This window comes from Streptomyces sp. NPDC041135 (assembly GCF_055592085.1).
The window spans coordinates 120,074-131,969 of the sequence record NZ_JBVIYZ010000001.1 but is presented as its reverse complement, the minus strand read 5'-3'; the positions used below and the strand labels follow the sequence as shown (position 1 = coordinate 131,969).

Below are 11,896 nucleotides of genomic sequence, written 5' to 3'. Positions count from 1 at the left end.
TTGCGGATCTTAGGGTGCGCTTAAGGAAGGGATCGGGGGCGGTTAATGGTCGAGACCTGTCTGCCGCGCCGGCGGCGGCGGACGGTGCCCCGGTGGCCGGTGCGCACCGGCGCGCGCCCGTCCAGCTGGAGCCAGAGGCGCACCTCGGTGCCGCCGAGCACCGACGCGCCGATCCGTACGTCGCCGCCGGTGGACTCGGCGAGCCGGCGCACGATGTCCAGGCCGAGGCCGGTGGAGCCGGCGGCGCCCGAGCCGCGGCCGCGGGCCATCGCCGCCTGCGGGTCGGGTATGCCGGGGCCCGCGTCGGAGACCAGCACGATCACCGCGTCGTCGCCGTTGTGCACGTCGACCGCGAAGGCCGTGCCCTCGGCGGTGTGCCGGAACACGTTGCCGAGCAGGGCGTCGAGCGCGGCGGCCAGCTCGGAGCGGGCGACGGGCACGCGCACCGGACGCTCCGCCCCGGCCACCCGCCACTTGCGCCCCTCGTCCTCCGCGAGCGCCGACCAGAACCCCATGCGCTCGCGCACCACCTCGGCCGCGTCGCACCCGCCGCCCGGACCGGCGGCCGCGGTCTGCGGTTTGGCCTCCCGGGCGGTGCGGATGATGGTGTCGACCTCGCGCTCCAGCTGGGCGACGGCGGCCCGGGTCTGCTCGGCGGCCGGTCCGTCGCCGAGGGAGGCGGCGTTCAGACGCAGCACGGTCAGCGGGGTGCGCAGCCGGTGCGAGAGGTCCGCCGCCAGTTCCCGTTCGTTGGCGAGCAGTTGGACGACCTGGTCGGCCATGGAGTTGAACGCCACGGCCGCCAGCCGCAGTTCGGTCGGGCCCTCCTCCGGCACCCGCGCCCCCAGCCGGCCCTCCCCCAGCTCGTGGGCGCCCTCGACCAGCCGCCGGGCGGGCCGCACCATCCGCACCCCGAGCCGGTCGGCGACCGCGACGGAGCCGACGATCAGCGCGGCGCCGACGGCGGCGAGCACCGCCCAGGCCGTGCCGACGCCGTTGCTGACCTCGGACTCGGGCACGTACACCTCGACCACCGCGATGGCGCCGGAGCTGAGCGCGACCGGCTGGAGCAGGGCCGAGCCGCCGGGCACGCCGGTGGTGGAGGCCCGGCCCAGCCTGCGTACCGCCGCCACGTCTCGGGCCGCGGTGCGGGAGCGGCCGATGTCGGTGGCCGCTCTCCCGGCGGTGCCGGGCAGGTGGACCGCCATCGCGTCGCCGGAGCCGGCCGAGGCGACGACCTTCTCCAGCTGGTCGTGGTCGGTGGTGATGGACAGCGCGGGGGCGAGCGCGGCGGCCTGGCGCTCGGCGTTGGAGAAGGCGCGATCGCGTGCCATCTCCTTGACGACCAGCCCCAGCGGGACGGCGAAGGCGATCACGACCATCGCGGTGACCGCCAGGCAGACCTTCACCAGTGCCCACCTCATCGCGCCGGCTCCGTCCCGGGCAGGCCGGCCGCGTCCGGCCGGGGCGGCTCCAGCTTCACGCCGACCCCGCGCAGGGTGTGCAGGTAGCGGGGCCGGGCGGCGGTCTCCCCCAGTTTGCGGCGCAGCCAGGACAGATGGACGTCGATGGTCTGGTCGTCGCCGTACGACTGCTGCCAGACCTCCGCGAGGAGTTCCCTGCGCGGCACGACGACGCCGGGGCGGCCGGCCAGGAAGGCTAGCAGGTCGAACTCGCGGCGGGTCAGGTCCAGCGGGACGCCGTCCAGTTCGGCCCGGCGGCGCAGCGGGTCGACGCTCAGGCCGCCGACCCGCAGCACGCCGGAGGCCGGTGCCTCGCCGGCGGCCGAGCGGGAGCGGCGCAGCACGGCGGCGATGCGGGCCGAGAGGTGCGCGACGGAGAACGGCTTGGTCAGGTAGTCGTCCGCGCCCGCGTTCAGCAGCCGGACGACCTCCGTCTCGTCGTCCCGGGCGGTGGCGATGATCACGGGCACGTCGGTGATGCCGCGCAGCATCTTCAGGGCCTCGGAGCCGTCCAGGTCGGGCAGTCCGAGGTCCAGGACGACCACGTCGAAGCGGAAATGGGCGACCTCGCGCAGCGCCTCCAGCGCCGTACCGACGCTGCGCACGGTGTACGCGGCGTCGGTCAGGTGCCGGATGAGCGCCGAGCGCACGAACTGGTCGTCCTCGACCACGAGCACACTTGCCATGCGCCGCACCGTACGCCATACCGAAACGGCCGGTCCGGGCCTGTGGACAACGACATGACCGGGGACCGCAGGCCGAGCCACCGACCGGGCGGCCGGACTTGTCGTGGTTCCGGTGGACGAGGGCCGTGAAGACGGTTCTGGCGTCGTCGCCACCTCGGCCGCCGGGAGCCCACGAGCGGCACCTTCCAAGCCGTCGTCGGCCTGCCGTCCCGGCCGGCATGGCGCGGACCTGGGGGCGGTGCGACGGGTGTGAACACCGAACCCCGCCGCCGTCCTCGGCGTCTGCCCGCTCACCCGTGCACGAGCTCCTTGGCCCGGCGCGGCGACTCGGAAGCCGGCACGCCATAACCGTGTTGCTTCTCGAGCGTTGAAGATGTGCGGGTGAGTGCCCGCGGTGATGTCAGGAAGGTGATTCATGAAACGGGCTACTTGGCACCGTGTGCTCGCCGTTGCCGCCACGTCCGGGGCAGTGGCCGTGGCGCTTCCCGCGTCCGCCGTCTACGCGGCCGACGGTGCTGACGCCGGGAGCACGGCGGCCGGCTCGCCCGGGGTGCTCTCCGGGAACAACATCCAGGTTCCGGTGTCTGTGGCGCTGAACCTGTGCGGCAACACGGTGGACGTCGTGGGGCTGCTCAACCCGGCCGTCGGCAACGTGTGCAGGAACGGGCACACGGTGAAGGCCGGCGGTGCGGGCACCGACGCCGGATCGGATTCGTCGGGCAGCGCCTCGGCTCACGGCCGCGTCACCGACTCGCCCGGGCTGGTCTCGGGCAACGGTGTTCACCTCCCGGTCGATCTGCCGCTGAACATCTCTGGCAACAGCGTCAACGGGGTCGGTGTGGGCAACCCGGCGATCGGCAACCATTCCGTCAACGGCAGTGGCATCTCCCGCCCCCGCGTCCCCCGGCAGACTCCGGCCCCGAAGAGTCCGCCGGTGCACTCCCGGCCGCCTCGGCATCAGGCGGTTCCGTACAGCCCGGACACGCATGGGCCGGTCCTGGCCCATACCGGAGCGGATCAGGTTGCTCCTGTCCTCGCCGGCGGTGCCGCGTTCCTCCTCGCCGGTGCGATCCTGTACCGCCGTTTTCGCCCGGTCCGCTGATCCGGATACCGCTACAGCCCCATCGGCAGTGTCCGGTGGGGCTCCGCGCTGTCGGCACCCGGCCGCCCTGCGCGCCTGGCCGCCGGAGCGGCTCGAGCCGCCCGCGTCCCGTTGGACCGGCCGCGCCGCCTCGGCCTGCCCGCGCGCCTCGGCCGGACGGGCAAGGGCTGCCGTGCGCACAGCCGGATCATCCGCTGCCGGTTTCGAGCGCCCGGCGCCCTCGCTCATCGGCATCCACAGGCATCGGCATCCACAGGCGTCGTGTGCACCTGGCCCTGCCTCTTGCGGTCCCGCGGAGATCACGGCCCGGCAGGGTCGGCTCGTTCCGCCCGGTGGTGCGGGCGGACGCGAGGCAGCTGCGGGGCGCGGCGTCCGTGAGCCGAGAGCGTCCGCTCGCCCTCCTCCGGTTCACGTGATCACGGGAAGCGGCCGTCCGCCGACCGCACCGGCCTGTACCGCGGTGGGGCGGAAACGGCGCGGACGCTCACCGGCTGGGTGCCGTTCGGAGTCTTCGATCCAGGCCACCCAAAGCTGGGAACGGAAGGCGATCCGCGGCGAGCACAAGGAATACGGAAGGCGGCGGGACGCTTCACGCGTCCACGCCGCCTCCGTGCGGCCCGCATGGTGATGATGCGGGCCGAAGAACAGTTTCGTGCAGGCGAACGACCTTGCGCCATGCGTCGAGGCGGTGGCGCTGCGCCCACGGACTGAAGGGGCGCGGGTTCGAGTCCGGTCAGAATGCCTGGTTGTTGCAGCCCATGGTGGAACCGAGGTGGCTCTTCTGTGCGCCGGGTGCCCCTTCTCCGTTCAGCAGGTTGCCGGCCAGGCCGGTGAGAGCGCCGACGCCGCCGAGCACCTCGATGTTCATGTCGTGCGAGCGGCACTCGACGCCCTGGGTGATGTCGATGCTGTCGGTGTCGTGTCCCGGTTCGCCGTGCGCGAAGGCGGTGTTGGCGCCCAGGGAGCCGACACTGCCGAGGAGGGCGCTGAGAAGAACTACCTTGTGCAACGTGCGCATGTGAAGCTCCTTGCAGGAAGTGTGGAAACCTGACATGTCGAGTCAGGGCTGCGGATGTGTAGCCGGCGGGCCGTCAGCCGATGCGGGGCAGTCCCAGTTGTCCGACGGGAGGCGCCGCGACCTGTCCCAGGCCGACCGGAGCGAGCTGCCCCGGGCTCGTGGGCGTCAGCGTCGGGTTGACGACCGGGTTCACCTGGGGGTTCAGCTGCGGGTTCACCTGCGGGGCGACCACCGGGACCTCCTGGCCGACTGCCTCGGGTACTGCTACCTGCGGGGCCACTTGCGGCATCACCTGCGGCATCACCTGCGGCACGACCTGCGGCTGGGAGGCCTGCGGCTGCGCGGCCTGCGGCTGCTGTGCGGGAGCGGCCTGCTGCGGGTTCGGTGACGTGGAGGCCTGGGCTGTTCCCTGCGACGAGGCCGAGGCCGAGGCGTATCCGGTCTGCTGTGGTCCTGACGGGGCGGCCTGTGGGGCTGCGACCGGAGCAGGTGGCTGATCCGGAACCGATGCCGGAGTGGAATGGGGGCGCCCGTCCGGTGAGTCGGCAAAGCTGCCGCCGGCGCCGATGCCGGCCAAACCGCTGGCCGCTGCGACGACGAGCGCGGCCTTGTGAAGCTTCCGCATGAAACCCTCGGCCCTTCGTTACCTGAAATGAGGTCCACTGCATTCAGAGCGGTCACGCGTGCATTTGGTGCGCCACTCGCATCGCGCCGGAGGCTACGGTTGTCTCGAGGAGCACGCGGACTTCGTGATCGAAGCTGGCAGCAGATCCCGCACCGTGTGTTGGTCAACGGTCGCTGCCCTCTCCTCAGAGGAACGAGTTCTCGCCCGCTGTGGTCACGGCATCCGGCGACTCGTCACCCATTTGCCGACCGCGCGAGCCGGGCACCCCGCTCCCGCGCCCTGCATCAAAAGGGTGACCAGCACGCGCGCACCCGTATCGAGGTCCGTGCCTGCTTCGTTCCCCACGGGGCGAGGGGGACGGCCCGTCGCAGCCGAACGAGCAGCGCAGACCAGGCCGCCCTCTCGCCGAACCAGCTCCGTGCACAGGTCAATTGAAGAGCCGAGGAACCCATGCGCATGCTTCACAAGATCGCGCTCGTCGCCGCAGCAGCCGGCGGCCTGACCGGCGTCGGCGTCGGCCCGAGCTCCGCCGTCACCCCGTCCGCCCACAACGGCACCGCACCGCCCCCGGTCTCGCAGCCCGACGCCCAGGCCGCCTCGGCGTCTTCCGCTCAGGCCACCACGCAGACCTACGGCTCGCCGGCTGCGCAACAGCCGGCGCCCTCGCGTGGCACTCAGGTCTCCCCGCAGCTGAACCCGCAGCTGAACCCGCAGCTGAGCCCGCAGATCTCTCCTGAGGCGCCGCACAAGGACCAGGGCGTTTCGGCGGGGCAGGCCAACCTGTTCCGTCCGTACCAGGAGTGCAGCCCGCAGACCCTGCTCGATGCGAACGTCCCGGTCGCCCTGCTGGCCGCAGCCCAGACCCGGGGCGTGGAGTGCACCCAGGCCAACAGCCAGTCGAACTCCTTCGCCAGCGTGCAGTAGCGCTGCGGCCCCCACGCCGACGCCGCGCACGGGCCGTGGACGAACGACCACCGGGCCCGTCCGGCCTGGCGATACGGCTGTCCGTGTCTGCTGCCGACACGAACCGGCGTGTTGCTGTCCACTTTGCGGCGTTTGTGCGTAGATTTCAGCATTGTAAACGCGATCTACACCAGATCGCTGGAACTCACCTCATCGGAGATGAAATGCGCAAGCTTCGCAACGTTGCGGTTCTGGTCGCTGCCCTCGGTAGCATCGGACTCGTGGGCGGCACGGCCTACGCGGGCGGCCAGGGCGGCGAGGGCGGCGGCGACCAGTTCCAGATCACGCAGAGCTCCACCTGCAAGTCGCACGACCTCAACGTCGACGTCCTCGGCGAGGTCGGTGTGCTGAACGGCCTGCTGGGCAACGCCCTCAACGGCGAAGGCAACCCCGGCGCCCAGGCCACCGACATCGGCTCGACCATGGGCTGCAACAACAGCGCCTTCTGAAGTCACCTGCGGCGTAACGACGCCGAACAGTGAACCGGTCCCGGCGCTGGCCCCAGGCAGAGCGCCGGGACCGGTTCTCGTGCGCCGATGCACTGCCCGGGGCGGCACGACGCTCCCGGGCACTTCCCTCCGGCGCCGCTGAACCCTTCGCGTCCGTCAGGCGATCCTTCACAGATCGCATTCACCTCACTTCTCCTGGAGATGACATGCGCAAGCTCCGCACGGCTGCCGTCCTGACGGCGGCATTCGCAAGCGTCGGACTTCTGGGCGCCGGCGTCGCCCAAGCAGATCAGGGCTGGGGCAGGGGCGACAGCCTCACCATCTCTCAGCACACCACCTGCCAGTCGCACGACCTCAACCTCGACGTCCTCGGTGAGGTCGGCATCGGCAACGGGCTGGGCGGCAACCTGGCGAACGGCGAGGGCAGCCCGGGAGCCCAGCAGACGTCGCTGGGCTCCGACATGGGCTGCAGCAACAGGGCCGGCCGCTAAGAGCACACAGAGGAACGCCATGCGGGCGAGCGGCTCAGGGACCTCCCGTGCCACGTGACGGTCGCCCGCCGGTGGTCTCACAACCCGCAGACCGGTGGTCTGCAACGGTTTCGCCCGCGTTCTGGACGTGCGAACGGCCTGGTTTCACTAGCCGTTCGCACGTCCATGCATGGAGAAGGGCCTCTTGGCAGCTCGCGGACATCGAGTCCGTCAGCTGCCAAGAGGCCCTGTTGTCGAAGTGCCGCGTGGTCACGGCCACCGGGCCCGGTCCGTCCAGTCCCGGGTGTGACGCTCTCGCCCGCAGGTGCGCGAACGCCGCCGGCCGGCCAGGGCGGGTGGCCCCCGATAGGGCCCGGACGCGAGCGATGCCGAGTGGGCCCCGGAGCGGGATCCGCTGCCGGTTCCGGGACGTCCGGTCGGGGCGGGCGGGGGGTGCCGCCACCGGCAGATGACCGACGCGGTGCGCTGCCTCGTCGACACCGCCATCATCGTCGACCTGGAGGACACTCGACGGGAAGTAGCCGGTGAGCTCGCCGATCAGCCGGTCCTGGTCCTCGGCGAGGAAGCAGAAGCCGCAGTCCGCAGCATCCTGTGGTGCGGCAGCTTCGACAGCCGCAGACCGTCGCGGCAGCGGCGGCCGTCCCCGGCCGCGACTTTCCCGCAGCCCAGTTCGAGCAGGTCGAGGTGACCCACCCCGGTCCCGTCCGCCCGCTGGACGTACTGGTTCAGTGCCTCGGCCGGGTGCGGCAGGCCCAGCCCGGCGGCGCCGACGCGGATACGGGTACTGGTCAGCTCACTCAACGGGCCTCCTCGGTGCAGGAGTCGGCAGTGCGGGGGCGGGTGCCGGTCGGCTCGTCACAGACCGACAGCGGACGGCGTCCGACCTCGACGTTCGCGGCGACTGCCCGCTTCGGCAGCGCCCGCAGCGACATCGCGCTTGCCCTCACCGGCCGCGGCCGGGCGAGGGCAAGCGACGCCGGGGCCGGCACGGCGGCCGGCACAGGCAAAGGCCGTCCCGGTGCCCCCCGTCCACGGTGCGGGCACCCCGGCCGGCGGCCCGTGGGCGGACGGCCGCACAAGGTCCGGCACCTGCGTCGGGAGCGGTGGAATGCGGGCCGCCCCCTGCGACGTCGTGGGCCCGCCGTCCCGGCCGGCCGACGAGGGCGGACCGTGCGGGCGGGCGCCGGGTGATGGTTCGCGTCGAAGGCGACCAGGCAGTCGTGCCTACGGGCCGCAGATGCCGCCGGGTGACCACATACGAGGTCGTCGGCAGCGAAGGCAGAGCATGCGGTCGCGCACCGGCCCGCTCTGCCATGACTTCGCCGTGGGCGCCGGAGGGTCCCGAGAGCTCACACCGACAGCTGCCAGGCCCGCACCGGCGCTCATGCACCGACGCCCGCCCGGTCAGCCAGGCAGCGAGCCAGGTCCGAAAGCCTGACAGATCAGCGAGACGGCGCCCCGCCCATGCCCGGTCCGGGAAGGCTCCCCCAACCGGGCATCTACCGTGAGCGCGAACCGAGGTGCGGCCTCCTGAACCCGTCAGGCAGTTTGGCCGTGTTGGAGCACTCCACAACCGGCCCCTTCTTGACAGTTTCGTCGCCCAGCAGTCCATCCTGCTGCGTGACCACGTTCGGCCGGTCCGCCGTCGTGCACTGCTGGTCCTGCGTGATGACGTGCGTGCCGTCCTTGTCGATGTGCGACTCGCCCTTCTGAACGCACGTGACGCCCTCCTGCACGGTGGGACAGTCACCTGAGGTCCCCTCAGCGTGTGCGTGTGCGGCGCCGAGGCAGATGGCAACGAGGCTTCCGACGAATGCGGCGGCGGCCGCACTCCTCTGTGAATAGTGCATGGGTTGAATTCCCCTTGTGTGAAGGATCGGACAGTCTTCCGTCGAACCGGCGCCGCTCGTGCCGAGACGGGCGAGCGACTGCAGTCCTCGCCCGTCGGCGGGACGGCTGTAGCCCGGACGCGAACGGGAGCGTCCGGGCTATTCACACCACGGTCACCACTTGGTGCACCGCGCAGAGATCGAGTCGCACGTGACCTTGACGCTGAGTGGGACCGCGGCAGGCCTTCCCCTCCGGCTCTGCTCCTGGCAGTCACTCCTGGGGCGCGGAGCCTTCCTGCTTCCGCTCGTGCTCCTGCGACCGGGCAGGCTGCTCCTGCGGCTGGACGTAGTGATCGCCCCCGAAGGCCACCGCGCCGGCGGACGAGTGGGCAACGGCGGTGACCGATACAGGCGTGCCGTCGTCACCGTCGGCGAAGCTGATGCCGGCACCGAGGGCGGACAGTCCCGCGACAGCCGCCGCTACCACCGCGGCGCGCTGAAACCTACGCATAGCATGTCCCTTTCCTGGTCCAGGCTCACCACCTGGATCGACCACTGGCAGTGATCGTAAGTCCGCTATGTGTAACTATGGGGGATTGGTGCCCCCATGTCGCGCCGGGTCCTGTGCTCAGTGTGCTGCGGTCGCGGCAGACGAACAGGTCACCTCAGGGCCGACTCGTGTCGTGCCGTTGCCCGAGGCGGCGGGCAGTGTTGCGGCCTGCACCGGCATACAGATCTCCTGATGCGGAAGGGTGCCGCCCTCGGAGGTCGTGCCCTGGATGTGCTGCACGCAGATGACGTCTCCCTGGGGAGACAGAGTGCAGGACCCCGGGTCTGCCGCGACGTTCGCGTACGCGATCGCGGTGGAGGCCACGGCGAGCCCGCTGATGAGCCCCGAGAGGGCTGCGATCTTCTTCCTGCTGAACATGGTGATCCGTGTCCTTACTGCGGGCGCCCGGGCGCCCGCTCCCTCACGACCGGCCCCGCCGCGAGCATGGTCCGCGACACCGGGCCCTTCCCATTCGCGCGCCGGTCGGTCGGCCGGCCGACCGGCTGAAGCTCCGGCTCGAGAGCTCTCGCGCGCCTGTCCGCCCGTCCGGCGCCAAGGTGTCCGGCGCATTCTCTGCCTGCCCGCCCTCGCGACGGCCGCCGGCACCTGCTGGGCGGACGAGGGCTGTCACGTCAGCCCGTCTGCCCTGTCGCGGCCGGCGGACGGACACCGTCCCCGTGGGGCGGCAGGCCGTCACCGGGTCCGGCGCGAGGCCGGGCACCGGCCGAGCCGGCCATCGCCGCCCTCGGGTGGTGACGGCTGCTTTCCGAACTCGCTGCCCGACGGTCCGCCGGCAGACCGGCCCAGACCCAGCCGGGACAGCCGGCCGGCATCCGATTCCTTCAGGCCGGTCCGAAGGGATCGGACGCCGGGCCGTCGCGACGATCGACGCCGGCGACCTCAGCCGGTGAAGGCGTTGTTGTACTGGCCGCAGGTGGTGTCCAGGGTCTGACCGAGACCGAGCACCGCGACCGGGATGTCGTTCTCCGACACCGTCTGCGGGCTGCACTCCTGGTAGGGCCGGTACACGTCGAGCACCTGCGGTCCGTCGGCACGGGTATCGGCGGCAGCCGTCCCGGCACCGACGGCGGCCAGGCCACCGGCCGCCACTGCTGCTGCGATCACGACCTGCTGAAACTTACGCATGGAACCCTCGGTTCTCCATCGCTTACACATGATGGCTAGTTGCCTAGCGTGACTGAGTGAACACTAGCAGTAGTTCGGTGGTGGGCGCGCGGAGGTCATACGTGTCCTGCGCAGGAGCCTGACCCCGACATGGACGCCAACGGGCACTGTGCAAAGACGCCTTGGCGTAGGGCATACGGCAGAAGCGCACGGCGGACGAAGTCCCACGCCGCACTCCGTCACGTCAACCCGCCGACCCGTCCCGGGAGTTACCTCGAGACCAAGGGCGTGCCAGGGGCAGCCAGTCGCGGGTGACGGTCAGCGTCCGCGGGGCCTGCCCCCCTCACTGGTTGGGGGACAGGCCCCGGGCCGGCCGGTTCGTCGGTGGCCGGCCCGGGCCGGTAGGCCCGTCCCCCGACACGGCAGGAACGGGTCCCGCGGCCACCGGCCACCGACCACCGAAGGGAAGAAATGGCGGGAAGCCGTCTGAACGCGGACGCGCCGTACCGTGCCACCGGTTCAACGGCCCGGCCCGGTTTTCGTCACGCGCCCTCACCGGCCCTCGCGCGGTACTCCGCTCCGCCGGCCACCACCGACACCGATCCCCCGGGCGGATGTACCACAACGGCTGCACGGCCCGGCGTCAGTGCCGACGGTGAGAACCGGCGCGAGGAACGGGGCCGGATGAACGGGGCGACATCCCGGCCAACCGCATCGCACCGCACCGCACCGCACCGGGAAGTTCATTCCTTCAGCAGGAAGGAGGCCACCAGGGACGTGACGGCCTCGGGGCGTTGCAGCGGCAGCATGTGGTCGCAGTCGGGGAACGTGATGAACTGGCTGCCCTCGATCGTCGCGGCGAAGGCCTGCTGGCGCTCAGGAGGGTGGAGGTGATCGTGTTCAGCGCTGAACACCATGGTGGGCACCCCCCTCAGGCCACCCGTGAGCGAGTGGTGACGGCTTGTCAGAGCGCTGGAGATCAGGTCGATGTAGCGCGGAGTGCGGGCAGCCTTGCGCATGAAGCGCAGCACATAGCCGAGCGCCAGGTCGCGGCGGTGCACGTGGTGGCTCTCGTCGAGGCACAGCAGATCAGCGGCCATGAGGGCGGCGAAACCCTCCGCGTCACCGGCCCTCGCCCGGTCGGTGGCGCGGCGCAGATGGGACAGGACCTTCGGCGTGAGCTGGTAGCGCACGCCTCCGATGAGCAGTCGAGCGACACGCTCGGGATGGCGCTGGGCGTACTGGAAGGCGACGGCCGCTCCCATGGAGTAGCCGTAGAGGTTGACGCGGGCTGCGCCGAGGTCCGCGATGATGCCTTCAAGTCCGTCGCACAGGGTGTCGACGTCGTCCCGGTCCGCCGGGAGCGCTCCGGGATCGACGGTGGGCAGATCCACCGTGACCATGCTCGCCCTGGGCATCACGGTGCTCTCCAGGTACCCCCAGTCGTACATGCCCTGCAGCACTCCGCCCAGCAGGACGACGGGCTCGACGGCGGGGGCCGGCGGCTGCAGTACCCGGTAGGTGTAGGACACACCCTGCACGGGCACAGCGCGGACATGTTCCTCGGTCATGCTTCCTCCCGTCTCGCTTCCTCC

Annotated in this window: 14 protein-coding genes; 4 read left to right on the top strand and 10 right to left on the bottom strand. The window is 71.4% G+C overall.

The window, feature by feature from the left end:
• Positions 1 to 20: 20 nt before the first annotated feature.
• Together ACZ6CZ_RS00675 and ACZ6CZ_RS00670 are read right to left on the bottom strand one after the other, a co-directional pair.
• Positions 21 to 1,424 carry a sensor histidine kinase gene (locus tag ACZ6CZ_RS00675; protein WP_469012497.1) on the bottom strand — a complete coding sequence of 468 codons (1,404 nt, stop codon included), beginning with the start codon at positions 1,422 to 1,424 and terminating at the stop codon, positions 21 to 23.
• Complete coding sequence (locus ACZ6CZ_RS00670) at positions 1,421 to 2,149, bottom strand: response regulator transcription factor (RefSeq protein WP_469012494.1); 729 nt, start codon at positions 2,147 to 2,149, stop codon at positions 1,421 to 1,423. The genes ACZ6CZ_RS00675 and ACZ6CZ_RS00670 overlap by 4 nt, the downstream gene beginning before the upstream one ends.
• Positions 2,150 to 2,588: 439 nt before the next feature.
• Here ACZ6CZ_RS00670 and ACZ6CZ_RS00665 point away from each other — a divergent pair, with 439 nt between their 5' ends.
• Complete coding sequence (locus tag ACZ6CZ_RS00665) at positions 2,589 to 3,251, top strand: chaplin (RefSeq protein WP_469012491.1); 663 nt, start codon at positions 2,589 to 2,591, stop codon at positions 3,249 to 3,251.
• A gap of 733 nt (positions 3,252 to 3,984) precedes the next feature.
• Here ACZ6CZ_RS00665 and ACZ6CZ_RS00660 read toward each other — a convergent pair.
• Positions 3,985 to 4,269 carry a hypothetical protein gene (locus ACZ6CZ_RS00660; protein ID WP_469012488.1) on the bottom strand — a complete coding sequence of 95 codons (285 nt, stop codon included), beginning with the start codon at positions 4,267 to 4,269 and terminating at the stop codon, positions 3,985 to 3,987.
• 73 nt (positions 4,270 to 4,342) lie between these two features.
• Complete coding sequence (locus ACZ6CZ_RS00655) at positions 4,343 to 4,501, bottom strand: hypothetical protein (protein ID WP_469012485.1); 159 nt, start codon at positions 4,499 to 4,501, stop codon at positions 4,343 to 4,345.
• 849 nt (positions 4,502 to 5,350) lie between these two features.
• Between ACZ6CZ_RS00655 and ACZ6CZ_RS00650 the strand changes: the two genes are divergently transcribed.
• From ACZ6CZ_RS00650 to ACZ6CZ_RS00640, 3 genes are all read left to right on the top strand, one after another.
• Positions 5,351 to 5,818, top strand: coding sequence for a hypothetical protein (locus tag ACZ6CZ_RS00650; protein ID WP_469012483.1), 468 nt, complete (start codon positions 5,351 to 5,353; stop codon positions 5,816 to 5,818).
• Positions 5,819 to 6,021: 203 nt separating this feature from the next.
• Positions 6,022 to 6,306, top strand: a complete 285-nt coding sequence (locus ACZ6CZ_RS00645; RefSeq protein ID WP_469012480.1) for a hypothetical protein — start codon at positions 6,022 to 6,024, stop codon at positions 6,304 to 6,306.
• 206 nt (positions 6,307 to 6,512) lie between these two features.
• Complete coding sequence (locus tag ACZ6CZ_RS00640; protein WP_469012477.1) at positions 6,513 to 6,797, top strand: hypothetical protein; 285 nt, start codon at positions 6,513 to 6,515, stop codon at positions 6,795 to 6,797.
• 537 nt (positions 6,798 to 7,334) lie between these two features.
• On the opposite strand, the gene ACZ6CZ_RS00635 is transcribed toward ACZ6CZ_RS00640, so the two are convergent.
• From ACZ6CZ_RS00635 to ACZ6CZ_RS00610, 6 genes are all read right to left on the bottom strand, one after another.
• Positions 7,335 to 7,598, bottom strand: a complete 264-nt coding sequence (locus ACZ6CZ_RS00635; protein ID WP_469012475.1) for an ATP-binding protein — start codon at positions 7,596 to 7,598, stop codon at positions 7,335 to 7,337.
• Positions 7,599 to 8,296: 698 nt separating this feature from the next.
• The gene (locus ACZ6CZ_RS00630) at positions 8,297 to 8,533 is read right to left on the bottom strand and encodes a hypothetical protein (protein ID WP_469012473.1); all 237 of its coding nucleotides are present in this window, start codon (positions 8,531 to 8,533) and stop codon (positions 8,297 to 8,299) included.
• 364 nt (positions 8,534 to 8,897) lie between these two features.
• Entirely contained in the window at positions 8,898 to 9,137 is a 240-nt protein-coding gene (locus tag ACZ6CZ_RS00625; protein ID WP_469012471.1) for a hypothetical protein, read from the bottom strand.
• 117 nt (positions 9,138 to 9,254) lie between these two features.
• Positions 9,255 to 9,554, bottom strand: coding sequence for a hypothetical protein (locus ACZ6CZ_RS00620; protein WP_469012469.1), 300 nt, complete (start codon positions 9,552 to 9,554; stop codon positions 9,255 to 9,257).
• A 522-nt stretch (positions 9,555 to 10,076) separates the two neighbouring features.
• Entirely contained in the window at positions 10,077 to 10,322 is a 246-nt protein-coding gene (locus tag ACZ6CZ_RS00615; protein ID WP_469012464.1) for a hypothetical protein, read from the bottom strand.
• Positions 10,323 to 11,044: 722 nt separating this feature from the next.
• Complete coding sequence (locus ACZ6CZ_RS00610) at positions 11,045 to 11,872, bottom strand: alpha/beta fold hydrolase (protein WP_469012459.1); 828 nt, start codon at positions 11,870 to 11,872, stop codon at positions 11,045 to 11,047.
• Positions 11,873 to 11,896 lie beyond the last annotated feature (24 nt).